Origin of the sequence: Sphingobacterium litopenaei (assembly GCF_014692495.1) — a bacterium.
In the GTDB taxonomy this organism is placed as follows: domain Bacteria; phylum Bacteroidota; class Bacteroidia; order Sphingobacteriales; family Sphingobacteriaceae; genus Sphingobacterium; species Sphingobacterium litopenaei.
On the sequence record NZ_JACOIJ010000019.1, the window covers coordinates 41,198 to 67,847 of the forward strand.

At 35.8% G+C, this 26,650-nt stretch carries 22 protein-coding genes; 15 read left to right on the top strand and 7 right to left on the bottom strand.

Annotation, left to right across the window (positions count from 1 at the left end; all coding sequences use genetic code 11):
• Positions 1 to 101: 101 nt before the first annotated feature.
• The 5 genes from dnaJ to H8B04_RS10775 form a co-directional block, all read right to left on the bottom strand.
• Entirely contained in the window at positions 102 to 1,256 is a 1,155-nt protein-coding gene (gene dnaJ / locus H8B04_RS10755) for a molecular chaperone DnaJ (protein WP_165292096.1), read from the bottom strand.
• Between the two features lie 11 nt (positions 1,257 to 1,267).
• Positions 1,268 to 1,810, bottom strand: a complete 543-nt coding sequence (locus H8B04_RS10760) for a nucleotide exchange factor GrpE (RefSeq protein ID WP_165292108.1) — start codon at positions 1,808 to 1,810, stop codon at positions 1,268 to 1,270.
• Between the two features lie 141 nt (positions 1,811 to 1,951).
• The gene (locus H8B04_RS10765; protein WP_165292097.1) at positions 1,952 to 2,632 is read right to left on the bottom strand and encodes a cell division ATP-binding protein FtsE; all 681 of its coding nucleotides are present in this window, start codon (positions 2,630 to 2,632) and stop codon (positions 1,952 to 1,954) included.
• Positions 2,633 to 2,637: 5 nt separating this feature from the next.
• The gene (locus H8B04_RS10770) at positions 2,638 to 2,841 is read right to left on the bottom strand and encodes a fructose-6-phosphate aldolase (RefSeq protein WP_159638101.1); all 204 of its coding nucleotides are present in this window, start codon (positions 2,839 to 2,841) and stop codon (positions 2,638 to 2,640) included.
• 60 nt (positions 2,842 to 2,901) lie between these two features.
• On the bottom strand, positions 2,902 to 3,915 hold the full coding sequence (locus H8B04_RS10775; RefSeq protein ID WP_190302333.1) for an acyl-CoA reductase: 1,014 nt from the start codon (positions 3,913 to 3,915) through the stop codon (positions 2,902 to 2,904).
• A gap of 165 nt (positions 3,916 to 4,080) precedes the next feature.
• Here H8B04_RS10775 and H8B04_RS10780 point away from each other — a divergent pair, with 165 nt between their 5' ends.
• The 13 genes from H8B04_RS10780 (at position 4,081) to H8B04_RS10840 (ending at position 19,155) form a co-directional block, all read left to right on the top strand.
• Positions 4,081 to 4,434, top strand: a complete 354-nt coding sequence (locus tag H8B04_RS10780; RefSeq protein WP_190302334.1) for a 4Fe-4S dicluster domain-containing protein — start codon at positions 4,081 to 4,083, stop codon at positions 4,432 to 4,434.
• 104 nt (positions 4,435 to 4,538) lie between these two features.
• Positions 4,539 to 5,987, top strand: coding sequence for a dicarboxylate/amino acid:cation symporter (locus tag H8B04_RS10785; RefSeq protein ID WP_165292100.1), 1,449 nt, complete (start codon positions 4,539 to 4,541; stop codon positions 5,985 to 5,987).
• A 236-nt stretch (positions 5,988 to 6,223) separates the two neighbouring features.
• Positions 6,224 to 7,534 (top strand): D-alanyl-D-alanine carboxypeptidase, encoded by a 1,311-nt coding sequence (locus tag H8B04_RS10790; protein ID WP_190302335.1) that lies wholly within the window; start codon positions 6,224 to 6,226, stop codon positions 7,532 to 7,534.
• Positions 7,535 to 7,558: 24 nt separating this feature from the next.
• Positions 7,559 to 8,881, top strand: coding sequence for an MFS transporter (locus H8B04_RS10795; RefSeq protein ID WP_165292102.1), 1,323 nt, complete (start codon positions 7,559 to 7,561; stop codon positions 8,879 to 8,881).
• Positions 8,874 to 9,608 (top strand): (Fe-S)-binding protein, encoded by a 735-nt coding sequence (locus H8B04_RS10800; RefSeq protein ID WP_165292103.1) that lies wholly within the window; start codon positions 8,874 to 8,876, stop codon positions 9,606 to 9,608. Before H8B04_RS10795 ends, H8B04_RS10800 begins: the two co-directional genes overlap by 8 nt.
• Positions 9,609 to 9,632: 24 nt before the next feature.
• Positions 9,633 to 10,511, top strand: a complete 879-nt coding sequence (locus H8B04_RS10805) for a sugar phosphate isomerase/epimerase family protein (RefSeq protein ID WP_190302336.1) — start codon at positions 9,633 to 9,635, stop codon at positions 10,509 to 10,511.
• Positions 10,512 to 10,593: 82 nt separating this feature from the next.
• Positions 10,594 to 11,379, top strand: a complete 786-nt coding sequence (locus H8B04_RS10810; protein WP_190302337.1) for a hypothetical protein — start codon at positions 10,594 to 10,596, stop codon at positions 11,377 to 11,379.
• Between the two features lie 80 nt (positions 11,380 to 11,459).
• Positions 11,460 to 13,052, top strand: a complete 1,593-nt coding sequence (locus tag H8B04_RS10815; RefSeq protein WP_165292106.1) for a peptide MFS transporter — start codon at positions 11,460 to 11,462, stop codon at positions 13,050 to 13,052.
• Between the two features lie 120 nt (positions 13,053 to 13,172).
• Positions 13,173 to 14,966 (top strand): peptide MFS transporter, encoded by a 1,794-nt coding sequence (locus H8B04_RS10820; RefSeq protein WP_190302338.1) that lies wholly within the window; start codon positions 13,173 to 13,175, stop codon positions 14,964 to 14,966.
• Between the two features lie 55 nt (positions 14,967 to 15,021).
• Positions 15,022 to 16,554, top strand: coding sequence for a peptide MFS transporter (locus tag H8B04_RS10825; protein ID WP_190302339.1), 1,533 nt, complete (start codon positions 15,022 to 15,024; stop codon positions 16,552 to 16,554).
• A gap of 78 nt (positions 16,555 to 16,632) precedes the next feature.
• A complete protein-coding gene (locus tag H8B04_RS10830) occupies positions 16,633 to 17,358 on the top strand; it encodes a polyprenol monophosphomannose synthase (RefSeq protein ID WP_190302340.1) in 726 nt (241 codons plus the stop codon).
• Positions 17,358 to 18,380, top strand: coding sequence for a Holliday junction branch migration DNA helicase RuvB (gene ruvB, locus H8B04_RS10835; protein ID WP_165291778.1), 1,023 nt, complete (start codon positions 17,358 to 17,360; stop codon positions 18,378 to 18,380). The genes H8B04_RS10830 and ruvB overlap by 1 nt, the downstream gene beginning before the upstream one ends.
• A gap of 58 nt (positions 18,381 to 18,438) precedes the next feature.
• Positions 18,439 to 19,155 carry a hypothetical protein gene (locus H8B04_RS10840; RefSeq protein ID WP_165291777.1) on the top strand — a complete coding sequence of 239 codons (717 nt, stop codon included), beginning with the start codon at positions 18,439 to 18,441 and terminating at the stop codon, positions 19,153 to 19,155.
• On the opposite strand, the gene H8B04_RS10845 is transcribed toward H8B04_RS10840, so the two are convergent.
• A complete protein-coding gene (locus H8B04_RS10845) occupies positions 19,132 to 19,686 on the bottom strand; it encodes a hypothetical protein (RefSeq protein WP_190302341.1) in 555 nt (184 codons plus the stop codon). The two genes, H8B04_RS10840 and H8B04_RS10845, sit on opposite strands and share 24 nt — an antisense overlap.
• 8 nt (positions 19,687 to 19,694) lie before the next feature.
• Positions 19,695 to 22,184, bottom strand: coding sequence for a S9 family peptidase (locus tag H8B04_RS10850; protein ID WP_190302342.1), 2,490 nt, complete (start codon positions 22,182 to 22,184; stop codon positions 19,695 to 19,697).
• Between the two features lie 154 nt (positions 22,185 to 22,338).
• Between H8B04_RS10850 and H8B04_RS10855 the strand changes: the two genes are divergently transcribed.
• Positions 22,339 to 23,232, top strand: coding sequence for an SDR family oxidoreductase (locus H8B04_RS10855; protein ID WP_190302343.1), 894 nt, complete (start codon positions 22,339 to 22,341; stop codon positions 23,230 to 23,232).
• Positions 23,233 to 23,460: 228 nt separating this feature from the next.
• Complete coding sequence (locus H8B04_RS10860) at positions 23,461 to 26,610, top strand: glycoside hydrolase family 2 TIM barrel-domain containing protein (RefSeq protein WP_190302344.1); 3,150 nt, start codon at positions 23,461 to 23,463, stop codon at positions 26,608 to 26,610.
• Positions 26,611 to 26,650 lie beyond the last annotated feature (40 nt).

Below are 26,650 nucleotides of genomic sequence, written 5' to 3' on the forward strand. Positions count from 1 at the left end.
AGGGTAAAAATGTAAAATGGGGTAGAAGGTTGTTTATTAAATAAAAATCCCCTCAAAGTCAAAACTTTGAGGGGATTTCAAACTAGAATCATGTGTATAGATTACTCGAAGTATTCTTTTATTCTTTCGAAGAATGATTTCTCACTTTTGCCTGGTTGCGGTTTGAAGTTAGCCGAACCTTTTAGTTTTTCTAAGATTTCTCTTTCTTCAGATGATACTGCTTTCGGAGTCCAGATATTCACATAGATCAATTGATCACCTTTGTGATAAGAATTTACTTCAGGAATACCTTTACCTTTTAAGCGTAAGATTTTACCACCTTGTGTTCCTGGATCGATTTTAATTTTAGCTTTACCATCGATAGTCGGGACTTCTACACTTGTACCCAAAGCTGCGTCAGCAAAATTGATATACAAATCGTAGATAACGTTGATACCATCACGTTTCAATGATTCGTGTGGTACTTCTTCTACTAAGATGATCAAGTCTCCAGGGATACCACCACGAGGCGCAGCATTACCTTTGCCACTCATAGACAATTGCATGCCTTCGCTTACACCAGCAGGGATATTGATAGAGATTGTTTCTTCACCTCTTTCTAATCCATCACCACGACAAGTCGTACATTTAGCTGTGATTTCTACACCTTCACCATTACAAGTAGGACAGGTGCTAGTAGTTTGCATTTGACCTAATATCGTGTTGGTAACGCGTCTTACAGAACCTTGACCACCACAAGTTTTACAAGTGTGGAATGAAGATTTGTCTTTGGCACCCGTACCATCACAAGTATGACAAACGACTTGTTTATTTACTTTTACTTTTTTCTCTACGCCTTTAGCAATTTCTTCCAAAGTCAATTTGACTTTGATGCGAAGATTCGTTCCTTTTTGTACACGACGTCCGCCACGTGACCCACCGCCACCACCAAAGAAACTTTCAAATGGATTACCGCCACCAAAAATGTCACCAAACTGGCTGAATATGTCATCCATATTCATGCCACCACCAGCACCACCGCCAAATCCAGCTGAATTACCTGCATGACCAAATTGATCATATCGTGCTTTTTTGTCTGGATTGCTTAATACTTCGTAAGCTTCAGCCGCCTCTTTAAATTTCTCCTCTGCTTCTGCATTACCCGGGTTTTTGTCTGGGTGATACTTAATGGCTAACTTACGATATGCCGATTTTATTTCTGCAGCGTCAGCTTGGCGTGATACGCCAAGTACGTCATAATAATCTCTCTTTGACATTTACTTTTATATTATTGTCCAATCACTACTTTAGCGAAACGGATTACTTTCTCATTTAATGTATAACCTTTTTCCACGACATCAATTACTTTGTTTTTCATGTCCTCATTAGGAGCAGGAATAGCTGTAATTGCTTCTTGGAAATCAGCGTCAAACGCTTCGCCTACAACATTCATTTCTTTCAAACCTTCGTTTTCTAAGATTTTACGGAATTTGTTGTTTACTAATTCAACACCTTGCTTCACAGATTCCACGTCTTGTGCTGTAGCCATAGCATTCAATGCTCTGTCAAAATCATCCAATACGGTCAATAATTTTGAAATTACACCTTGACCGGCAGTTTGGATAAGTTCTACGCGCTCTTTTGATGTACGTTTTTTATAATTGTCAAATTCAGCAACCAAACGTGCATATTTGTCATTTGCTTCTGCTAATTTGTTCGAAAGAATTTCTTCTTGCGATAGCTCTGCTGCTTGCTCTTGCGCTGTTTCTTGCTCTTGATTGTTCTCGTTTTGCTCTAAATTCTCGTCTTGGATATTCTCTTTTTCGTTCATCATCACACTATTTTTAAGATATTTGAATAGCTCAAATACTTTTACCAATAATTTTGCCATTATAAAAATATCCGACACCTTGTCAGTGTTTGCTGTAAGTACACTTCCAAAATGTCGGATTACATAAGTTTTGTCAGTTTCTTAGATGCTTACATTATCGTGTAATGCGCCATCAGCAGTTTGAAGGATACGTGATGGCATATTGCGAATAATTTGGTAATCATGTGTAGCCATCAATACCGCAGTGCCCGAAGCCGCAATGTCTCGTAATAACAAGATAATTTCTTCTGAAGTCGCAGGGTCTAAGTTACCTGTTGGCTCATCGGCAAGGATAATTTCTGGATCATTCAATAATGCACGTGCAATTACAATACGTTGTTGCTCACCACCCGAAAGTTCGTGTGGCATCTTGTGTAATTTGGAACGAAGACCCACTTTTTCCAAAACATCTATCATCTTGTTTTGGATCAACTTTTTGTCTGTCCAGCCTGTAGCTTTCAGTGCAAACTCCAGGTTTTTTTCTACCGTTCTATCGTTTAATAAATGGAAATCTTGAAATACTATACCTAGCTTACGGCGTAAAAAAGGAACATCATTTTCGCGTAGTTTCTTTAAATCAAATCCAGCGACTAAACCTTCGCCATCTGCAATGTGAAGTTCGCCATAAATGATTTTCAATAAAGAACTCTTACCCGAACCCGATTGACCAATAAGATAAATAAATTCGCCGTTTCCAATCTCTAGGTTGACATTCGAAAGAACTAAGTGTTTTTGTTGGTATATATCTACGTTTTTAAGACGTATAACTGTATTGTCTGCCATTTATATTAAAGTTCAATTTTTTTAATTTGACCAAAAGGTAACTCTTGAACAATCTTCATGATTTCTTCTGCTTTGTCCTCCAAACCAATCTTCACTAATGATTTATCGGGTCTATCTACTCTGAAATATGCCAATAAAGTAAATGAATCATCACGCAATTGCACATAATCAGGGATTTTAGCTACACCTTTTACTTTTATTACATACATAGATAACAAAGTTAGAATTTTTTACCAATTGCTTACCACCCAAACGCTATTATTTCAATTTTATTGGTTGGCTGTCAAAAATTTTAAAGTATTAATGCCATCCGCATAATCATCTAACGCTGGACATTGGCTTCCGCCTAATGAAAATAGGGGAGATTCTATATTTAAATGCGCTGAAGATGTAACACATTGGATGTTTTCTTTGCGAGCATTGATATAATCCTCGACTTCCTGTAAGCTTTCATATTCCTGATAGAATACTACAGCTAAAGGTGAAGCTATATTTTCATCTTTTTTCAACAACAAGAATCCATTGTCGTAGTGCTTATCACCATTCACCAAATAAATTGACTTGTTGTAGTCGTAATTATTATTGTATTTATAATGATCTTTAATAGGGCTATGTTGCTCTATGGCTTCAAAGAAAGTTGCAATAGGGTAGTCTTTTGGGATAAATAATTTAGATACCGAACGACATCCCAATCCAAAATAGTCAAAAATATCATTACCCAATTGCATCAATTGTTCTGTTGTTTCATTACCGGTTAATACCGCAATAGAATTTCTGTTTTTACGGATAATATTTGGTTTGCTACCAAAATAGTATTCGAAATAACGTGCGGTGTTATTGGATCCTGTAGCAATCACCAAGTCAAAACCAGCTAATTTTTCTACGACTTGAATTTGATAATGGAATTGAGGTTGAATATCCACAAGCTTATTCAATACAATAGTACTTAAGCCGGCATCATCAGAAGAAAGTTTAATTTGCGCTGTGAATCCTAAAATCAAAGTGGAAAGAACATCATGAAAGCCTACCAAAGGAATATTGCCCGCTAAAACTAATCCTACTACTTTGGAAGTTTTTGTTACTTCATAGGGCGAGGTCCAGGCTTCTAATTTTTCAACGGTAAGGTTTTGTCCTATTGCTTGAAACTGTTTTAGAATATTTTCTTTGGTATACCAAGGATTGCGATTTTGTATACTTTCGATGCGCCAAAGTGTGTCCTGATCGGGTTGGAGTAACCATTCTCCCAGCTGCGAAAATGCCTTAATTCTATCGTTCTTTGTCAAAATATGTTATTTAGAATAATTCTGATAATTATTTGCTTTATCTTTGTAATGTCAAATAAGTAAAAAGCCTACTGGTTTTGTATACTTTTATTATGAAAGTTAAAAACCGATTTTTACTTTTGACGTTACAAAATTAGTTTATTTATTATAATTGTGAGGTTATAAATGGCGATAAAAATTACTGACGAATGCATTAATTGTGGGGCTTGTGAACCAGAATGTCCAAATAATGCGATATATGATGCTGGTGTTCCTTGGAAATTCTCTGATGGTACATCTTTAGACGGTGTAATTGACTTTGGAGACGGCGTTACTATTGATGCTTCAGCATCTCAAGATGCTATCTCGGATGAAGTATACTATATTGTTTCTGACAAATGTACAGAGTGTGTAGGTTTCCACGATGAGCCTCAATGTGCTGCTGTATGCCCTGTAGACTGTTGTGTAGAAGACGAAGATGTAGTAGAATCTCAAGAAGAATTATTAGCTAAAAAAGCTTGGTTACACGCTGAGCAGTAAATATATTAACGATTTATAGGAAGGCACGATTATTTAATCGTGCCTTTTTTATTTGCGTTGCATTGGTATTTTTCTATTTTTGTTAAACATTAAAATTCTACTACATGTCAAAAAAGAATGTGGGTTATCTTATGCTAATAACGATAACCATTGCCATAATAATTACCTTTTTATACGAATTTAACATTGTAAATGTCGCCCCAGGAGTAATGCTAGCTGTTCGATGGATTACAGCAGCAGTGTTAATACTTAATGGTATAGTGCGCAAAAATCTGACTACCTGGATTTTGACTTGTTTGGTATTAGGGGTGTTCGTGGGGTTAGATTTTCCAGATTTAGCCAAATCTTTACAACCTTTAAGTCAGGCTTTCATCAAGTTGGTGAAGACAATTGTAGGTCCAATCTTATTTGCTACGCTTGTTTTTGGAATTGCAGGTCACTCTGATCTAAAATCTGTAGGCCGTATGGCATGGAAATCTATGCTCTATTTCTTCTGTGCCACGACTTGTGCTATCTTCATCGGTCTAGCAGTTATTAACCTTACTAAAGCTGGCGTGGGCGTAGATGTTGCAAATATGCCTCATGAAGAATTACCGACCACATCAGCCATTACGGATTCAGATAAAAAAGCCTTGTCTCACATTGATGAAAGTGTACATGGTGTTTTTAAATTCAACACTTTTATCCGTGACTCTTTTCCTGAAAATATTGTAAAGTCAGTATACGAGAATAAAGTATTGCAAATTGTAATATTTGGGGTGATTTTCGGTATCGGCTTGGCGATGGTAGAAGAGAAGAAACGGAAACCTTTAATTGATTTTACAGAAAGTCTCTCGGAAGCCATGTTTAAGTTTACTAATCTGGTCATGCTATTTGCTCCGATTGGCGTAGGGGCTGCGATGGCATATACTGTTGGTCACTTAGGTGTCGATATTCTTAAGAATTTATTTATGCTCTTAATGAGTTTATACATAGCACTTTTAGTTTTCTTGTTTGTAGTACTACTTCCAGTAGCTTTATATTTAAAAGTTCCTATTAAGAAATTTATAGCAGCTATTAAAGAACCTGTTTCTATTGCATTTGCAACGACGAGTTCGGATGCAGCTTTACCAAAAGCAATGGAAAATATGGAACGTTTTGGTGTACCGCGTAAGATTGTATCTTTTGTGATTCCTACGGGATATAGTTTCAATTTGGATGGTACGTCGTTGTATTTGTCATTAGCCTCAATTTTCGTTGCTCAGGCAGCCGGAATTGATTTAAGCATAGGACAACAATTATTGATCGCCTTTACATTGATGATTACTTCTAAAGGTGTGGCTGCCGTTCCTCGTGCTTCTTTAATTGTGCTAATTGCAACTGCAGATCAATTTGGATTACCAACATTCGTTATTGCCGCGATTTTGGGTATCGACGAATTAATGGATATGGCAAGAACTTCAGTAAATGTAATAGGAAACTGTCTAGCTACGGTGGTAGTTTCTAAATGGGAAGGTGAGTTTGATGAGACAGCTTCACAAGATCCAGAGTTTTTGACGAAGTCTATGGATTAGAAAATTATAAATAAAATGAAAATTTATGGAGCCTCGATTTATCGGGGCTCTTTTGTTTGTTAAGGTTTTTTAATCCTAAAATTGAAGAGTTTGAAAATATTTATTCCCCATATTCCATAAGAGGAGTTTTGAGCATGCGAATAAATAATTAAGATAAGATACTGTTTGCTTAGTAACAAACTTGTTTCATTGTGCCGTTTTGTGTATTGAAAATCTAAAAATGATTATTTTTCGACATGAAAACGCTATTCCTTTCCATTGCTAGTTTATTTATACATTTCATAACAAGCTTATCCTTTGCCCAAGACTTTAATATCTTAGAAGCTGAATTTGCAAAATCAACTATTCTGCCAAGGCACCATTATGGATTTTGCTTATATGATCTGGATAGTAATCGTGTGGTATTTGGCAAAAAGGAAAATCAACATTTCACGCCTGCATCTAATACGAAAGTATATACTTTATTTGCTTCGTTAAAACATCTTGGGGATTCCATTGCTGGGATACATTATGTAGAACGTGGAGATTCTTTGATTTTTTGGGGAACTGGCGATCCAACTTTTTTACATCCTCGATTAGATACGCGAAAAGTATACGAGTTTTTAAAGAATACGAATAAGAAACTATATTATGTTGTTCAAGAAACAAGTGAACCAGCGTATAGAAATGGCTGGTCAATAGAAGATTACGAAGAAGACTATCAGCCCGAAATAGTACCTTTTCCAATTTATGGCAATTTGGTGAAAATACGTGCAAATGGAAAAGGGTTGGTTGCTTTGCCGAGCTTTTTTGATAAGCACATTAGTATTCGAGAACGTATGCAACGAAATTTTTGGGTTTCACGTAAAATGAATTCCAATCAATTTGAGATGTCCAATCTGAATGTGCCAAAAAATTATAGTACTAACAAACCATTTATCTGGTCGGACAGCCTTGCTGTGCTATTGTTGCAGGATACGCTGAAAAAGGAAGTCGGTATGCTGACAAATTATGAAAGACCTGCTGATTTGAAAACGTTGTATTCTACTAGTAGAAATGTAGTGTTAAGAGAAATGATGCTTCCAAGCGATAATTTTCTTGCAGAACATTTAACTATGCTAATTTCGGATAAGTTGTTTAATGGATTTTATACGGATTCACTTCGTAATCATATGCAGAATGCATATTACAATAATTTTCAAGATACCATATTTCTTCGTGATGGTAGTGGATTGTCCACGTACAATAAGATTACACCTCGCAATATGATTGATGTATTATTAGCCATCAAAGAAATTATTCCAAATGATAGTCAACGTTATTTATTCTTCCCGACAGGAGGTGTTGATGGAACATTAAAATCAGCCTATTCATTGGATCAAGGTGTACCTTTTGTTTGGGCAAAGACTGGAACAATCAATTCTGTACATTGTCAGTCTGGATATATTGTAACAAGAACGGGAAGAAAATATGCTTTTTCATTCTTAAATAATAATTATGCTGTGCCAACATCGTATATTAGAAGAGAAATGGTACGAATAATGACTTTTATTCGTCAAAATTACTAGGCAGATTAGTTTAGCATAGCTTATATGGAAGAATATCAAAAGAATGATAAAAAATTAATTCGATCTTGGGCCATGTTCGATTGGGCTAATTCGGCTTACAATCTTGTCATTACCTCAACAATATTTCCAATATACTATATTACGATTACTTCATCAAAAGATGGAGGAGATGATGTAGTTAATTTCTTTGGATTCGAAGTCATTAATACCGTTCTTTCTAATTATGCCTTGGCTTTTGCTTATTTAGTAATGGTATTGGCTTTGCCTTTCTTGTCTTCTTTCGCAGACGCGAATGGAAAAAAATTACAGGTTATGAAACTTTTTACCTATATAGGTTCAATAGCTTGTATGGGTTTGTTTTTCTTTAAATTGGACACCTTAGAGTTGGGGATTATATGCTTTACACTAGCAGCCATGGGATACATTGGAGGAGTCGCTGTGAATAATTCGTATCTTCCGCTTATTGCTACTCCAGATAAGCAAGACGCCGTAAGTGCCAAAGGTTTTGCGTATGGTTATGTCGGATGTGTGACTATCCAGATTATCTGTTTTGTATTTGTATTGAAGCCAGAATGGTTTGGAATTACAGATGCTTCATTTCCTGCACGATTATCCTTTTTGTTGGTTGGATTATGGTGGTTGGGTTTTTCTTTGATTCCATTCAAAGCTTTACCCAATAATACACCTTCTATAGCGGCACAAGGTGTATCCTTGATACAACGTGTGAATTCCGAATTTAAAAGCGTGCTTTCTCAAGTTCGTGCTAATCAAGGTATCAAAAGATTTTTGCCGGCTTATTTTTTTAATTCCGTAGGGGTACAAACTATTATGGTGGTGGCGACGATGTTTGGACAGAAGGAGTTGGATTTGGAACAACAATCTCTAATTATAACTATAATTTTAATTCAATTAGTAGCCATAATTGGAGCTTACATTATGTCTCTTTTGGCTAAATATTGGGGTAATATCGTGGTGTTGCTTTTGGTTACTTTATTGTGGGCAAGTATTTGTATTTCTGCTTTCTATTTAAGTAATGCTACTCAATTTTATGCACTTGCGGTGATGGTGGGTTTGCTAATGGGGGGGATACAATCACTTTCGCGGTCTACTTATAGCAAAATGTTGCCAGAGGATTTAGAAGATACAACTGCTTTTTTCAGTTTTTATGATATTACGGAGAAGTTAGGAATAGTCGTTGGATTGGTTTGCTTTGGATTAATTGAGCAGATTACGCACAATATTCGTTATTCAGCGATATCCCTTTCTATTTTCTTTATATTAGGATTTTTGTTATTATTGAGGGTACTAAAATTTAATTCACACTTAAAATCAAGCGTCAATGAATAAAAAGGTGGAATTGTTTATTCCTTGTTTTATAGATCAACTATATCCTGATACGGCGTTCAATACCGTCAAATTATTAGAAAAGGCAGGATGTGAGGTGATTTATAATTCGGAACAGACATGTTGTGGGCAGCCTGCATATAATGCGGGGTTTTGGGATGAAGCAAAACTTGTTGGCGCAAAATTTTTAAAAGATTTTTCGGATATTAATTACATCGTATCTCCATCAGCATCCTGTGTTGGAATGGTGAAAGGAGGTTACGATGATTTATTCACCAATAGTATAGAACATAACACATGCAGATCTTTGCAAAGAAATATTTTTGAAATATCCGATTTTTTGGTGAATGTTTTGAAAAAAGAGTATTTCGGAGCGGAACTTGTGGGAACAGCTGTATATCATGATTCGTGTTCTGCTTTGCGCGAATGCAAAATTAAAGAAGAGCCGAGAAAACTTTTATCACATGTTGGTGGGCTAGAGATCGTAGAAATGCGAGATCAAGAAACATGCTGTGGATTTGGAGGCACGTTTGCCGTGAAATTTGAAGGAATTTCGAGTGCTATGGCCGAACAAAAAGTTAAGAATGCGCAGGCTGTAAATGCGGATTATATTATTTCGACCGATGCCTCTTGTTTGTTGCAGCTTCAAGGTTATATCGAAAAGCATAATATTCCAATCAAAACCATGCATTTGGTGGATGTCTTGACCTCTGGTTGGGCAAATATTTAAAAAGAAAAACTAATACTTATAAACATGAATACTAGAAGAGATTTTATTAAAAACTTGGGGTTGGTGACAGCGGGGGTTACACTTGCTCCATCATTAGATTTATTTGCTGCTAAGAAATCCTGGTTCGAAGTATCATTGGCTGAATGGTCATTGCATCGTACGATTAATAAAGGTGAATTAAAAAATATAGATTTCCCTCAGTTTGCTGCGGAAAAATTTGGTATCTACGGTGTAGAATACGTAAATCAGTTTTTCAAAGACAAAGCAAATGATATGACATATCTCAAAGACTTGAAGAACCGTGCTAAATCAAGTGGCGTGACCAATGTGTTGGTCATGATTGATGGTGAAGGTAATTTGGGCGATGAAGACAATGCTAGACGCGCTAAAGCTGTAGAAAATCACTATAAATGGATTGATGCCGCTAACTTCTTAGGCTGTACTTCGGTTCGCGTAAACGCTGCTGGTAAAGGTACTAAAGAAGAGGTAGGTAAGCGTGTTGTCGAAAGTTTGTCCACATTGGCAGATTACGGTAAAAAAGCAAAAATCAATGTGATAGTGGAAAACCACGGCGGTATTTCTTCTCACGGCGATTGGTTGTCAGGTGTTTTGAAAACTGTTGGGAAAAAGAATTGTGGAGCTTTACCAGATTTCGGGAATTTCTATGACTATGATCGCTACCAGGGAGTTATTGATTTAATGCCTTATGCTAAAGGTGTAAGTGCAAAATCTCATGTTTTTGATGCTAACGGTAATGAGCGCAATATTGATTACGATAAAATGATGAAAATCGTTAAAGATGCGAAATACAAAGGTTTTGTTGGTATCGAATACGAAGGTTCGGAATTAAGTGAAATTGACGGTATCATCGCGACAAAGAAATTGTTAGAAAGATATAAATAAGCATTTTATGCTGAAGAATTGCTTTCTTATTTTCTTCTTCCTGATATTTACAAATTTGACTTTTGGACAGAACCTTCAAAAGATGCAAATTTGGCAAGACAGTTTGTTCCAATTAGGACAAAAGGTATTTTCTAATACCTCGGAAGCAGAAAGGATAGAAAGCAATTTTTTATTTGTAAAAACATTAGTCTCTGCACTCAAAGAGCCTAATTCTTATTACTTCGATTTTGAAAAGTTGAATGTAATTTCCTGTCTCAGAAGTCCTGATAATAATTTTAGAATTTTCTCATGGAATGTTCCATTGCATGATGGTTCCTATTTATTTTACGGTAGTATGCAGCTCAAATCTGGAGATTTGAAATTAATTCCATTATTGGATAAGACTTTTGAAATTAAGGATGTAAATAAAGAATCACTTGAATCTTCAATGTGGTATGGTGCTCAATATTATGAGATTATACCGTTTACTAAAAATCAATACCTCTTATTAGGTTGGAAAGGCCACCAATCTGAGTATACACATAAAGTTATTGAGGTATTAAACATTCTGCCAAATAATATAATCCAATTCGGAGCTCCTGTTTTTTCAGAGGATAAAAGTATCTTCCGAAAGATTTTTTCTTATGATAGAAATGCTACGATGTTTGTAAAATATAATAAGACTAAAAATCGAATAGAGTTTGATAATTTAGTAGCTATTGATTCGAGTAAAGGTAAGAATTATAAAAAATTAGTGCCGGATTTATCCCATAATGGATATGAAATCCGAAATGGAAAGCTTTATTTCGTAGAAAATATTGAAGTTTTGAATCCAGATGGGTTTGAATTGCCCAATGCTGATTCTAAAACTAAGGTATCTGGGTTTTAAATCGATGAAAATTGTTTTTTCGGATTAAATCACTTTCTTTGTTGTGGATTGAAAAATAAATAACATATTAATCTATTATTATGATTGAACAAAAAGATGATGCATTAGTAAAACATTTAGCCAAGCAAGGTGTTGATGACAAAATGGTCAATGGGCATCCTGCAGGACTATTTGTTTTGTTTTTCACTGAAATGTGGGAACGTTTCAGTTATTATGGTATGCGTGCTTTATTGACACTATTTCTGATAAGTACCATAGCAGATGGAGGTTGGGAATGGTCGAACGAGCGAGCAATGAAATTATATGGTTTGTATACAGGTCTCGTGTATCTTACTCCCTTAATTGGTGGAATTATAGCTGATAAAGTTACAGGTTTTAAAAAAGCTATTTTGATTGGAGCTTTTATAATGACTTTAGGGCACGCTTCCATGGCATTAGAAGGTATTCACCAATATTTCTTCTATATAGGATTGATATTGATGATCTTGGGTAATGGTATGTTCAAACCAAATATTTCTTCGATGGTAGGAAATCTATATCCAGACAACAGTTCTAAAAAAGATGCGGGATACACTATTTTCTATATGGGGATCAATGCAGGTGCTTTCTTAGGCATGTTATTATGTGGATACATTGGAGAGAAAATTGGTTGGCATTATGGTTTTGGTTTAGCGGGTGTCTTCATGTTCTTTGGTATGTTGCAGTTTTATTTTGCACAAAGAATCTTTGGTATAAATGGGGACTCTCCACAACAAATCAAAGATTTTCATGATAATAAAATAAAAAATAATGAAGAAGAAAAAGAAGAGGAGTTACCTTCTAATGTAGTAAGAGACCGTTTAGTTGTAGTGGCAGTATTAATGATTGCTAGTATTGTATTTTTCTTAGCATTTGAACAGGCTGGTGGTTCTATGTCAATTTTTGCAAAAGATTATACGCAACGTGTACTTTCAGGTTCTGCAGCAACTACGTTCAAGTGGGTGGATGGTATTCTTACTATTGCACCGATTATCATAGTAACTTTAGTGTTGTCTGCGTTAGCAAAACGTATTTATAAGCAATATCCATTAACAATTATATTCACAGGAATTTCATTTGCTGTGATCTGGGGATTGGGTCTTTGGAAATTGGTACGTGAGTTTGGTGCTACCGAAACAGAAGTTGCGGCTTCTTGGTTCCAAATCTTAAATTCATTTTTCATTATTTCCTTAGCTTCTGGCTTTAGTAAATTTTGGGAAAAAATATGGAATCCTTCCGGACCTGTAAAATTTGCACTAGGATTGATTTTAGTAGGTATTGGCTTTGCAGCTTTAGCATATGGAGCTAGTGAAATTCCTCAAGGAGCAAAAACGGCCTCAGTACACATGATTTGGTTAGTGATTGCCTATTTCTTCCATACAACTGGTGAATTATGTTTATCGCCTGTAGGTTTATCTTATGTAAGTAAGCTTTCACCTAAAAAATTCTTGGGACTTCTTTTTGGATTCTGGTTCTGTGCTTCAGCAATTGCTAATTTTATCGGTGGATTCTTGGGTTCATATATTGATAAGATTACGGAAGAACATTCTATGGCGTATTTCTTTATGATATTCGCAATTATTCCAGGGGTAACGGCATTGTTACTTATATTATTTAACCCCGTGTTAAAGAAGATGATGCATGGTATCAATTAACTTGCTCGTTTAGAAAATAATAACGCTCATCCTTAACAGATGAGCGTTATTATTTTAAGAATACTATATGATTTCAAAGTCTAAATTGTATTTTTGGTTCTTAAAATTCAAAATTAGAATATGAGTCAGACTACGGACAATTCTTTTTCAGCGGAATTGGAGAAGCAGGGGATCGATGGGCACTTAGTATTGGGACATCCATCAGGACTTTTCGTTTTATTTTTTACTGAGATGTGGGAGCGTTTTTCCTTTTACGGAATGCGCGTATTATTAATTAACTTCTTGACCTCGGCTATTTTAGTTGGTAGTCCATTTTCAGGTTGGGGTTGGGATCCCGTGCAAGCAGGTGCTTTATATGGTACCTATGCTATGTTGTTGTATATTACACCTATTTTTGGAGGTATATTAGCCGATAAATATTTAGGTTATCGTTGGGCTGTTGTAATTGGTGCAGCGATAATGACTTTAGGCCATTTGTTTATGGCTTTTGATTCACCATTATTCCTTTATTTAGGTTTAGGCGCATTAGTAGTGGGAACAGGTTTCTTTAAACCAAATATGACATCTATTTTATCGGAAATGTACAAAAGCTTCCCACAAAAGAAAGATGGCGCATATACTATCTTTTATATGGGTGTAAACGCTGGTGCATTCTTCGGAATGATGTTGTGTGGTTATTTAGCAGAAAAAGTGGGATGGCACTGGGGCTTTGGTCTTGCAGGTATCTTTATGTTCTTAGGAACACTTCAATTCTGGTTTGCTAAACCAATATTTGGAAAAGTAGGGGATCCTCCAACAGCAGAACAAAAAGCTGCTGCAAAAGCACAACAATCAGCTTCATTAAATCCAGATGATAAACCGAATCCATTTACAGGATTGGATACTATCTTAATAGTTGTAATGACTTTATTAGGATTGGCCTATGCATTTAACGATCCATTGTCTAAGATTGCTGGCTTAGATATTTTGTCAGGTTTGCAAATGGGGGGCTTTGCGGGGCAAGATGTTGCTATTCTTACTGCATTGGTATTATTTATTTTTGTGGTAGTTTCTCGATTGACACGTTACACTAAAGTAGTTCGTGATCGTATGATCGCGGTGATTATCTTCGCATTCTTTGTTATATTCTTTTGGATGTCTTTCGAGCAAGGAGCCTCTTCTTTAGTAATATTTGCACGTGATAATGTAGATCGTACGTTATCTGGAAACTCATTAACTATTTTCAATATTGTGAATACATTGTTGACAGTAGTTCCTTTAGCCTTAATTACTTATGTAGTAGCTAAACTGACTAAGGCAACTTACGGTAAAGCACCATTATCAAATATTGTTCAATTTGTATGTTTTGCAGGTATTTGGGCTATTGCTGGATGGATGTTATATAAAGAATTCACGGCAGAGTCTTCAGAAATTACTGTTTCTTGGTTTTCTATTCTGAATTCATTCTTCATTATTGCTTTCGCAAACTATGTATCTAAAGTTTGGGACTCTAAATTCAATCCGCCAGCTGCTGTTAAGTATGGTTTAGGCTTAATCATTATGGCTATTGGTTTTGGATTGTTAGCATTTGGTGCTTATGGGGTTCAAGCAGGAATTAAAGTTTCTATGATTTGGTTGGTATTAGCTTACTTATTCCATACATTAGGAGAGTTGTGTTTATCACCAGTTGGTCTTTCTTATGTATCTAAATTAGTACCAGCGCGTATGATTGCCTTTATGTTTGGTATGTGGTATTTAGCTATCGCTATTGGTAATAAATTGGCTGCTATATTAGGTGGAGAGATTGAGAATATTACGAATCAATATTCGTTAAGTACATTCTTCTTGATTTTTACTATTGTTCCAATAGTCGCAGGCTTAATCGTAATGGCATTGAATCCGCTACTCAAAAAATTGATGCACGGTGTTAAATAAAAACATTCAAAAAGCTCCTAAGAATTTAGGAGCATTTTTTTTACAATAAATAAAAATGACAAATAATCAAAAACAGACGTTAGAGGAGGTTCAGACCTTTGAAGGGAAATATCCAAAACAGATTTGGAGTTTATTCTTCTCGGAGATGTGGGAGCGTTTTTGCTTTTACGGCATGCGCGGCATGTTGGTGTTTTTTATGATTTCTCAGCTTAATTTTCAGGAGAAAGAAGCTAATTTGCAGTATGGAGCTACGCAAGCTTTTGTGTATGCATTTACGTTTATAGGAGGTCTGTTTGCAGATAAGATTTTAGGTTTCCGCAAATCATTGTTTTGGGGCGGATTGCTGATGATAGTGGGATCTGTATTCTTATCCATAGATCCTCACGCCTTTTTCTTCTTTGGTTTATCTTTCATTATCGTTGGTACAGGTTTTTTCAAACCCAATATTTCTACGATGGTAGGAGAGTTGTACAAAGAAGGGGATAACCGCCGTGATGCTGGTTTCTCTTTATTTTATGCAGGGATTAACCTTGGGGCATTTTTAGGTGGTTATGTATGTGTGGCAATCGGTAAAGGTTACTTATTGAGTTCGGTTATTGATGAGGCACATCGTTGGAATGTAGCTTTCGGCCTTGCCGCGATAGGTATGTTGGTGAGTTTGATTAACTTCTGGTTTACTAAAAGACATTTAGGTCCTATTGGTTTGCAACCAGGACATCCCGATGCTATCGTAAAAACAAAAGCTTTACCTAAATGGGTAGAATATTTAGTTTATATCGGAACATTAGGATTGATTCCCGTAATTCAGTTGATGGTTTCAAAAACGGAATACACAGATTATTTTATGTATACCATTGGTCCATTAACGTTGATATACTTGTTTTTTGAAATGACCAAAGTAGAAAAAGCTGAACGTCATAAGTTAATTGCAGCGTTGGTGTTTATTCTATTCTCTATTATTTTCTGGGGTATTTACGAACAAAGTGGTGGTTCATTAAGCATTTTCGCTGCTAAAAATTTGAATGATTTTATCTTAGGTGGATTAGTACATTTGGATCCAAATGGTGTTAACAATTCAGGGGGGGCTTTATTTATTATTGCTTTAGCACCATTGTTTGGTATTCTATGGATTTGGATGGCTAGACGTCGTTTTGAACCCAACACGATTATCAAATTCGGATTAGGATTTATATTCTTAGGTTTGGGATATTATGTGCTTTTTGGAACAAGATTCTTTGCGATAGATGGTATTGCTTCATTGGATATCTTCTCTTTGGCACTTATTGTTATAACCGTAGGCGAACTATGTTTATCGCCCATTGGTTTATCTATTATGACTAAATTATCTCCAGCACGTTTGCAAGGAATTATGATGGGGATGTGGTTTTTGGCAAGTGCCTATGGTCAATATGTGGCAGGTTTGATTGGTGCGAATATGGCAGATGCCCGTGAAGGTTCTACTTTGGTGGAGCAATTGTTAGTTTATACAGACAGCTATAAAGAATTAGGACATTACTCTATTATTGCTGGTGTAATATTAATTGCTATTTCACCATTGGTGAAGAAGCTGATGCATGGTGTAAACTAAGCAAATTAAAGTGCACTAAAAATGACTTTCTTCGGATGGTTATTTTGTTATTTTTGTATCTTATAGATTATAATTAGAGTGGCTGATAGTATTGTAATAATTCCTACTTTCAATGAAATTGAAAATATTGAAAATATCATTCGAAAGGTTTTTTCTTTAAATGTGACTTTTCACATTTTGGTAGTGGATGATGGTTCGCCAGATGGTACTGCTGATGTAGTGAAACGATTGATGCAGGAGTTTGAAGGCAAATTATTTATAGAAGAACGTAAAGGAAAATTAGGTTTAGGTACTGCATATATACATGGCTTCAAGTGGTCACTGGCGCGTGACTATACTTATATTTTTGAGATGGATGCCGACTTTAGTCACAATCCGGAAGATTTAATACGTCTGCGCCAGGCAGCTTTGGATGGTGCTGATATGGCTATTGGCTCTCGATATATCAAAGGCGTGAACGTCGTGAATTGGCCGATGAGTCGGGTACTGATGTCCTATTTTGCTTCGGTGTATGTACGATTTATCACAAGAATCAATATACAGGACGCTACTGCAGGATTTGTATGTTTTAACAGAAAAGTGCTTGAAACAATCAAATTGGATGAAATAAAATTTGTGGGTTATGCGTTTCAAATAGAGATGAAATTCAAAGCCATCAAATATGGTTTCAACGTGGTTGAGGTACCGATTATATTTACAGATAGAACATTAGGTGAATCTAAAATGAGTACGAAGATTTTTAGAGAAGCCTTTTTTGGAGTAATACAATTGAAGTTAGAATCTTTATTCAAAAGTTATAAATAATGAACGAAAATCTTGATCCAAATCCAGAAAGATTGAATCCAACCGATAAGGAAATGGAGAGAGTTTTGCGTCCGCAAACTTTTGATGATTTCACTGGTCAAGCCAAAATTCTTGAAAACCTTTCCATATTCGTACAAGCAGCAAAAATGCGTGGTGAGGCTTTGGATCATGTCTTACTGCACGGCCCTCCAGGACTGGGGAAAACTACCTTGTCCCACATCATTGCCAATGAAATGGGCGTGGGAATAAAAATTACTTCAGGACCAGTATTGGATAAGCCAGGTGATTTAGCTGGGTTGTTGACTAACTTGGAAGAAGGTGATATTCTTTTTATCGATGAGATTCATCGTCTTTCTCCTGTTGTGGAAGAATACTTGTATTCTGCTATGGAGGATTTCAAGATTGATATCATGCTAGAAACTGGACCAAACGCGCGTTCGGTACAGATTACGTTAAATCCATTTACACTTGTCGGTGCGACAACGAGATCAGGCTTGTTAACTTCTCCGTTGCGCGCACGTTTTGGGATCAATGCGCGATTACAATATTATGATGCGAAATTGTTAACCACCATTGTACAACGATCATCCAGTATTTTAGGAGCAGCGATTAGTGAGGAAGGGGCTTACGAAATAGCGCGACGAAGTAGAGGTACCCCACGTATTGCGAATGCTTTGTTACGTCGAACGCGTGACTTTGCACAGATAAAAGGTAATGGTAATATTGATAAAGCCATTGCGCAATATGCATTGAATGCATTAAATGTTGACGAACATGGATTAGATGAGATGGACAATCGCATATTGTCAACTATTATTGATAAATTTAAAGGTGGGCCCGTAGGATTGAAGACCATTGCGACGGCAGTTGGTGAGGACGAAGGGACGATAGAAGAGGTGTATGAGCCTTTTTTGATTCAGGAAGGCTATATTATGCGTACTTCACGAGGCAGAGAATGTACAGAGAGTGCCTACAAACATTTAGGTAAATTAAATTATAATAAAGGAAATACTTTATTTTAACCAATAATATATTTATTTTTTTATGAGGATTCTTTTGATAATATCCCTAGGGATATGTATGCCTTTTTTTGTTTTTTCACAATATTGTCCCCCTTTATCTGGAAAAGTCGGAGAAACCAAGTTGTTTCATATTACTGCTGGATATGGTATTACCAAATTATACGGCGATGTCAAAAGCAATAATGCTTTTGGTTCAGCTGGCACTATTAACCTCGATTATCAGATTAAAAAAGGTTTATTAATTGGTCTTGAAAGCCAGTTTGGGTCTTTGAGAACCGAAGTTACGAATACAGCAGATCCAAGACAGTCTCATAATGATTATATGGCAGGAGGCTTGCGCGTGTTAATCCATCCATTTAGTTTCTTTTCTAAAAATAGCTATTTACGATCTTACAGTGATGTGTTACTAGAATCATTATATTTAGGAGTAGGCTCATTATATATCATCAATCACTATGAATACATTTATCATAATGTGAACGACTATAGTACATATGGAATGGTAAAGGGATTTGATAGTTCGGGTGACCCTATTTTTGAGGATAGGACTAGAACGCTAATATTACCATCCCTGAATCTAGGTTCTTCGATTCCACTAAATAATCAGTTGTTGAGTTCGGGGCCTGTTTTGAGTCTTGTGGTTAATGGGCAATTTAATTTTGGACGTAATGATGCGTTGGATGGGTATACGCCATATGGTGCTAATGGAAGATTAAGCCAAGGAAAAGATGATTTTTATAGCTTCTATTCCTTAGGTCTTCGCTATTCGTTCTAATTTCTTGGTGACTTTCTTAGCACGACTAATTAAAGCTGGTGTTTCATTAATAGAAAGATCAAGCTGTATTCTATGTCTCAATTCGTTGACTATCCAATGATGTTGTGCAGATAGTAGACACAGAATATCGTAACAATTGCATCTTACAGCGATAGGACATTCGCTATTTTCTAATACATCAAATGTTTTATTGAGAATACTTTCAAATTCTATTTCATTTAATTGAGTTATATCGGTTAGAGTGAGATATTCCATCACTAGTTTAGAATAGCTTCGAAGTACACTCCAATTGTTGGATTTGGAATACACCGATATAATAGCATCTTTATAAAAGGTAATCTTACTGTTGTTGTTAGCTAATAAAACATGTTCAGCAGCCCACGCAGCACGAAAGGCTGTTCTTTCAATGGGATAAAGGGATAATTCCAATAATTCTTCAAGAGAAGTGTATTGTAAAATACCCTCTTTTATTACAGAAGCACTATAGTTGTATAGTGCTTCTGTGATTTTATCGATTCTTTGTTGATCCATTCATTAAATTATCTAGTCAAAGGTCTTTCCTTATTGATTTCGGTTATATCAACCTCATTCATTTTGGATTCCCCTAATAAATGTTCGCTGAAATAATCTGCCATTTTCCAGAAGAAATATTCTGTCATATTGCCAAAAGCATGTGCTTGTCCAGGCAATAATAAGAAATCAAATCGTTTGTTGGCTTTGATTAATGCATCCACCATTCGGATAGAATTGGCAGGATGTACATTATTGTCAACATCTCCTGTCGCAATTAACAATTTTCCTTTCAAATTTTTTGCAAGCTCTGTATTTTTTGCAATATTGTATGTAAAAGTAGTATCACCTTTATCCGAAACTTCCTCTTTTACACCATGGTGACGTTCAGACCACCAACGATTATAAATGTTGTTTTCATGATTTCCAGCTCCTGAAACGGCTACTTTGAAAAAATCAGGGTAAACTAACATAGCTGCTGTAGACATAAATCCACCTCCAGAGTGCCCTGTAATACCTACACGATTAATGTCGATGAATGAGTGTTTATTAGCTAATTGTTCTGCTGCTACTTTTTTATCTTCCAATCCATAATCGCGCAAATTACCGTATCCATAGGTATGATACCATTTTGAGCGGGCAGGATGTCCACCCCGATTACCCACAGAAATTACGACGAAGCCCATTTGCGCAAGACGGTCAATTCGATCCATACTTCTGCCAAAGCTTTTGTTTACTGCTTCTGTTTGTGGACCTGGATATACATATTCTATTAAAGGATAGGTTTTAGTCGAGTCAAAATCAAAAGGCTTATACATTACACCATAAATGTCCGTAATACCGTCGCCTGCTTTCACCTTAAATGGTTCAGGGAATTTATATCCAGAAGCAAAAAGTTGACTTAAATCTGCTTCTTCTAATTTCATGATCAATTGTCCTGTAGAAGAATAAAGATTGGATTGAGGAATAGTATTAACTCTAGAAAAATTATCAATAAAATAATTGCCTAACTCGTTTCCTTCTAACTGATGATCATAGTCTCCAGGAGTTAATAATTTGATAGCTCCGCCATTTTTGTTAACAGAATATAAGAAATTATAATAAGGATCAATATTCTTCTCTTTACCATTAGCTTGGAAGAATAAAGTACCTGTAGATTCTTGATAAGCAGACAAATCATTACAATGAAATTCTCCTTTTGTAATCTGATGAATTAATTTTCCACTGATATCATATAAATAAAAGTGACCCCATCCATCACGTTGTGACCAGTGTATAAATTGTTTACCTCCAGCAATAAGTTTCGGTTTTTGAATGTCTTGATACACATTCATTCTTTCTTCTACCATTACGCGGGTAGAACCATCTACACTAACGGCTACCACATCAATTCTTTTCAAATCACGTGAAGATCTTGCGAGATAAAATTCTTGATTATTTCCCAGCCAATAGTTGATGTAGTGTTTTCCTTTTAAATTTTCTTTACTAAAATCTTTGTTCCAAAGTGAAAGCGTTTGATTTTTGAAAGCAGCGATATTTACTTTGCGAGGTTGGTGATTAGCGCGGTCGAAAATATATAATTCTGTTTCTGTGGAATCGATTTCACCTGGCATTTGATATTTGTAGGTCTCTAATTCTGGACGTTTTTTATCTACATTATGAATAACCCATAACGAAGATAAATCGCGATTGTCTTTACGTGTGATAACGAAATACTTTCCATCAGGAGACCAACTAAGACGAACTGGTTTTCGCTTCTTCTCTTCTTCTAAAATAGATTTACGATCGCCCGTAGTCGTGCTGTATTGATCACCGCCCCAAGCATAAAATTGAACCCCATCTTTAGTAATTTGGTGTTCTACAATAGTGGAATCTTTTTCGTCTTTTAAAGCTTTTTGGTAATTTTTATAATCCATCCAGTAGATGTTGTAGTTTTTTGCAAAATATACTCTACTAGTATCTGGATTAAAATTTGCCCAATTCGGTTTTGTCTTTTCTTTAGTTGTATCGCTTATTTCTTTTAATTGTTTCGAAACAATGTTGTATTCGAAATGAAAAAGTTTCTTTTTAAGCGTGTCTTTCTTATTGGTAAGTTTTTGTATTTCCTCCTTGCTCTTTACCGTGTCTTTGGTACTTTGTACTTCAAATCGAATTATTTGATCACTGTTGTCCAGAAAACGTAAATTCTGAATAGGTAAATGTTGAGCGTCAAAAGGATTTCTAACGATTGAAGTTACTTTTGCTGCCATTTCACCATTTTCAAATAATGGACTTTTTTTACGGAGACTAGGATCTACTATATACCAATTTTTGCCTGAAGAGGTGGCGTATTCATACCAAAATTTGTCAGAGTAATTAATGTAATTTGGTTTAACTTCTGTTGAGAAAATCATTTTTCTCAATTTTTCAGGGCTAAATTTAGCAGCTAATTGGTAGTTGGGTTTTACTTCACTTTTCTTTTCTTGACCATGTGTCATGCAGAATACAAAAGCTAATAAACCTGTAAAAATGTATTTCATAAAGGTTATTATATTTTGATAATAATTTCTCTACTAAAATAACTTAACTAATTCGTTGCATAAACAAAATACTTGTAAAATTTTAGATAGAGTTGTTTTTGAACACTATATGCTTTTAACTGTTATTCTTGTGAAGGAACTAAATATATATGCTATGAAGAACAAGAAATTTGAAAATCCATTGAAAAAGTATCCACAACCACCTTTTCCAAAACAACCTCAAGATGTCCCAGGTATTACATCAAAAATGGAACCTCGCCCAGATCATGGCGAAGAAACATATGTAGGAAAGGGATTACTTAAAGATGTGGTATGTATTATTACTGGAGGAGATTCTGGAATTGGTAAGGCGGTCGCGATAGCAATGGCTAGAGAAGGAGCGAAGGTTGTTATTTCATATAAAGATAAAGTGGAGGATGAAGATGCTAAAGATACAGCGGAATGGGTAAACAAGGCTGGTTCAGAAGCAATTTTGATTCGTGGAGATATTCGAAATGAAACGCACTGTATGAAAATCATTGATAAGACGATTGCAAAATTTGGCAAAATTGATGTTTTGGTAAATAATGCTGCGTATCAGATGTCGTATAATGGAATAGAAGATATTGATACCGCGGAATGGGACAAAACTTTTGATACTAATATTCGCGCTATGTTTTATCTTATAAAATATGCGAAGTCCCATATGAAAGCTGGTAGTTCTATTATAAATACAACCTCTGTCAATGCTTATGAGCCTAATCCTTCCTTATTGCCTTATGCGGCAACTAAAGGTGCAATACAAAATTTCACGGCAAGTTTAGCAGAAATGTTTATGAATGATAAGTCAGGTATTCGTGTGAATGCAGTTGCTCCTGGACCTATTTGGACGCCATTAATTCCAAGTACAATTCCGGACCATGAGAATTTTGGTAAAGAAAATTCACCAATGGGAAGGCCAGGCCAGCCTGCGGAAATAGCACCAATTTATGTGTTCTTAGCTTCGGAAGCAGCTTCCTATATTTCTGGTGCTACTATTCCTGCTACTGGAGGTAGAATTACCATCTAAGGCAAATTTTACAAATAAATATTTTCGTCAAACTTATTGTTTATGTTTGAGTGTTATTTAGATTTAAGGAACTGAATTCGCTGTTAGTAAAAATTCTTATTTAGAGCGTCTAATTTATTTTTGGTTAATTGTAATTTCGGTGATACTTTTTTATTTTCATAACTATTAAGAGTTTGTAATTGAGAATAAATTGTTATGTTTGGAATTCCTAAATTAACTAAACTAACAATGAGAAAAATATTCTTGATTGTGGCATTGGTAAATGCTATGTCTGCTCTTGCCCAGACGAGACCGGATTGGGAAAATCCGGAGGTATTTGCGATCAACAAAGAAAATACCCGAAGCACATCAATTCCTTATGCTACTGAGGCGCAAGCATTAAAAAATCACTTTTCCAATTCGCCTTTCTATAAATCTTTAAATGGTAATTGGCAATTTTATTGGGTGGACAAAATTGCAGATGCTCCAAAAGATTTTTATCTGGAAGAAAACTACTCGGATAATATAAAACAGAAATGGAAAAAAGGTGAGCCAAACCAAACATCTGGGCATTCAGGTTGGACATTGATGCCAGTACCAGGCAATTGGGAATTCAATGGTTACGGTATCCCGATGTATGTCAATATTGGATATGGATTTACTATTAATCCTCCATTTATTGACCGAAATGATTCTCCTACAGGAGCATACCGACATAAGTTTGAAATTCCTAAAGATTGGGATGGACGTCGCGTCTACTTACATTTCGAAGCAGGTACCAATTCCATGTATGTATGGGTAAATGGTAAAAAGGTGGGCTATACAGAAAACTCGAAAAGCCCGGCAGAATTTGATATTACAGAATATATACGTCCAGGATCAAATCTATTAGCCTGTCAGGTACATAAATTTTCTGATGGATATTACATGGAAGATCAGGATATGTGGCGATTGGGCGGTATCAATCGTAATGTATACCTGTATAGTACGGCTCAGACACGTATCCAAGATTTCTTTTCTTTAGCTGATTTGGATGCTAAATACAAAGACGGATTGTTCAGTGCCGAAGTTAACGTGCAGAATTATACACAAAAAACTGTTGCTCAGACTATAGAAGTAAGTATTGTAGATAAGTTGGGTAAAAAAGTATTTAGCCAAAACCAAAAAGTAGACATTGCATCGAATAGTATTTCTACGGCAAAGGTGGCTGGAGTGATCAAAAATCCTTTACAATGGACTGCTGAAACTCCGAATTTGTACAATATGATTATTACACTTCGTGATGATCAAAATAAGGTGATAGAAACTACTTCGCATAGAATTGGATTTAGAAAAGTTGAAATCAAAGACGGTCAACTTCTTGTAAATGGGAAAAAAATCTTAGTAAAAGGCGTTAATCTACACGAATTCAATACGAATACGGGTAATGTGGTAGATTCAGCCACGATGATTCGTAATATTCAATTGATGAAAGAGTTGAATATTAATGCTGTACGTATGTCGCATTATCCGCAGTCACCATTATGGTATAGACTATGTGATGAATATGGTTTGTACTTGGTGGATGAGGCTAATCTCGAATCACATGGTCTTGGTCAAGGCGAAAGTAATATAGCGTATTTTGACGAGTGGCAAAATGCGCATTTAGATCGTATGATTCGTTTAGTAGAACGAGACAAAAACCATGCTTCAGTAATTATTTGGTCCTTAGGTAATGAAGCGAGTAATGGAAAAGCTTATTATACTATGTACGAATGGGCGAAGAAAAGAGATAAGAGTCGTCCTGTGCAATATGAGCAAGCTTTTTGGAAAGAAAATACAGATATAGTATGTCCCATGTATCCGAGTTGGAACCAAATGGTGGATGTATCAAAGAAGGATATTGGTAGACCATATATCATGTGTGAATATGCGCATGCGATGGGGAATAGTATGGGGAATTTCCAAGATTATTGGGATTTGATTCGCAGCAGTAAGAATATGCAGGGCGGTTTTATTTGGGAATGGTACAACCACGGCTACAAAACCAAAGATGAGCAAGGCCGGGAATATTTTGCGTATGGTGGTGATTTATATGGATACAATAAGCAGAATGATGGTAATTTTTGTATGGATGGAATTATCTCCCCTGATTTGCAGTATTTGCCCCACACCCATATTGTAAAGAAAGTATATCAAAATATCTTATTTGAATCAAAAAATCCTAATTCTGGCAAAGTAACGGTAATCAATGATTTCAAATTTATTCCAGTTACACCAAAAGATCACAGCTTCAAATGGGTGCTACAAAAGAATGGTGAACAAATTGCTGAAGGTAATTTTGAAGTAACTATTGCTGCAGATTCACGTCAAGATGTACAATTGAAGTTACCGAAAATCGAACAAGAAGCAGGTGCAGAATATTACTTGCAAGTCTTTGCTTATACGAAAAATGCTACACAATTTACCGATGCTGGATTCGAAGTGGCAAAAGAAGAGTTTCAATTAACCGGAAATAATTATTTTGTTAATAAATCAAAAGACGGAGAGCCTGTTAAGAAATTCGAAGAGGGCGGTTGGAAATTGACATTTGTCGCAAATGGCGTAACTTATGAATTTGGTAAAAATGATGGATTACATTGGGTAAATGGTCCAGGCAAAGATTATATCACTAAATTCCCTACGCCTAATTTTTGGAGAGCACCAACAGATAATGATTTTGGAGAAAAAGCACAACAAAAAATGCGAGTATGGGAAGCTGCGTCTTATCTACGCCAAACCAAATTTGATGGAGTGGAAGAAAAGAATGGAGCATATGAAATTAGATTTACAGTAAAACCAGTAGGGGTGGAGGCTGAAGTAAAATTAGTTTATTTGGTAAATAAAGATGGTAGCTTGACTGTAGATGCTACTTATCGTGCTTTGAGCGATAATCTTCCTGAATTGCCACGTTTTGGATTTAATTTCGAATTACAAAATCGTTTCCACAATTTCACTTGGTATGGTCGTGGCCCTTGGGAAAATTATATAGATCGTAAGTTTGATACTTTTATGGGAATTTGGAAAGGTGATGTGAAAGACCAAGCATTTGCCTATTATAGACCACAAGAGACGGGTAATAAAACGGACGTACGTTGGTTGAAATTAACAGATGATAGTGGTAAAGGAATTCGTATTGAGGGAGGACAGCCGTTGTCTGTGAGTGCTACAAATTACCGAATAGAAGATTTGGATGCTGGTCTTACGAAAAAGCAACAACACTTTAAAGATGTTATTCCAACTAAGAATGTGGTATTAAATGTGGACTTGTTCCAACGAGGTGTTGCAGGATTGGATGCTTGGCAATCTCCTCCATTGGATCAATATAGACATTTTGGCAAAGAGTATCGTTACAATTTTACGCTTAGTTATATTCAATAATACATTTTATTCTTCTATTATTAAGCCGTATCCTTATAAG

Excerpts from the sequence above, each read along its gene's own strand:
- H8B04_RS10855 (WP_190302343.1), top strand. The coding sequence starts at position 22,339 with ATGAAGAACAAGAAATTTGAAAATCCATTGAAAAAGTATCCACAACCA.
- H8B04_RS10780 (WP_190302334.1), top strand. The coding sequence starts at position 4,081 with ATGGCGATAAAAATTACTGACGAATGCATTAATTGTGGGGCTTGTGAA.
- H8B04_RS10825 (WP_190302339.1), top strand. The coding sequence starts at position 15,022 with ATGACAAATAATCAAAAACAGACGTTAGAGGAGGTTCAGACCTTTGAA.
- H8B04_RS10785 (WP_165292100.1), top strand. The coding sequence starts at position 4,539 with ATGTCAAAAAAGAATGTGGGTTATCTTATGCTAATAACGATAACCATT.
- H8B04_RS10770 (WP_159638101.1), bottom strand. The coding sequence starts at position 2,841 with ATGTATGTAATAAAAGTAAAAGGTGTAGCTAAAATCCCTGATTATGTG.
- H8B04_RS10850 (WP_190302342.1), bottom strand. The coding sequence starts at position 22,184 with ATGAAATACATTTTTACAGGTTTATTAGCTTTTGTATTCTGCATGACA.
- H8B04_RS10795 (WP_165292102.1), top strand. The coding sequence starts at position 7,559 with ATGGAAGAATATCAAAAGAATGATAAAAAATTAATTCGATCTTGGGCC.
- H8B04_RS10860 (WP_190302344.1), top strand. The coding sequence starts at position 23,461 with ATGAGAAAAATATTCTTGATTGTGGCATTGGTAAATGCTATGTCTGCT.
- ruvB (WP_165291778.1), top strand. The coding sequence starts at position 17,358 with ATGAACGAAAATCTTGATCCAAATCCAGAAAGATTGAATCCAACCGAT.
- H8B04_RS10790 (WP_190302335.1), top strand. The coding sequence starts at position 6,224 with ATGAAAACGCTATTCCTTTCCATTGCTAGTTTATTTATACATTTCATA.
- H8B04_RS10760 (WP_165292108.1), bottom strand. The coding sequence starts at position 1,810 with ATGAACGAAAAAGAGAATATCCAAGACGAGAATTTAGAGCAAAACGAG.
- H8B04_RS10840 (WP_165291777.1), top strand. The coding sequence starts at position 18,439 with ATGCCTTTTTTTGTTTTTTCACAATATTGTCCCCCTTTATCTGGAAAA.
- H8B04_RS10815 (WP_165292106.1), top strand. The coding sequence starts at position 11,460 with ATGATTGAACAAAAAGATGATGCATTAGTAAAACATTTAGCCAAGCAA.
- H8B04_RS10800 (WP_165292103.1), top strand. The coding sequence starts at position 8,874 with ATGAATAAAAAGGTGGAATTGTTTATTCCTTGTTTTATAGATCAACTA.
- dnaJ (WP_165292096.1), bottom strand. The coding sequence starts at position 1,256 with ATGTCAAAGAGAGATTATTATGACGTACTTGGCGTATCACGCCAAGCT.
- H8B04_RS10765 (WP_165292097.1), bottom strand. The coding sequence starts at position 2,632 with ATGGCAGACAATACAGTTATACGTCTTAAAAACGTAGATATATACCAA.
- H8B04_RS10810 (WP_190302337.1), top strand. The coding sequence starts at position 10,594 with ATGCAAATTTGGCAAGACAGTTTGTTCCAATTAGGACAAAAGGTATTT.
- H8B04_RS10845 (WP_190302341.1), bottom strand. The coding sequence starts at position 19,686 with ATGGATCAACAAAGAATCGATAAAATCACAGAAGCACTATACAACTAT.
- H8B04_RS10805 (WP_190302336.1), top strand. The coding sequence starts at position 9,633 with ATGAATACTAGAAGAGATTTTATTAAAAACTTGGGGTTGGTGACAGCG.
- H8B04_RS10820 (WP_190302338.1), top strand. The coding sequence starts at position 13,173 with ATGAGTCAGACTACGGACAATTCTTTTTCAGCGGAATTGGAGAAGCAG.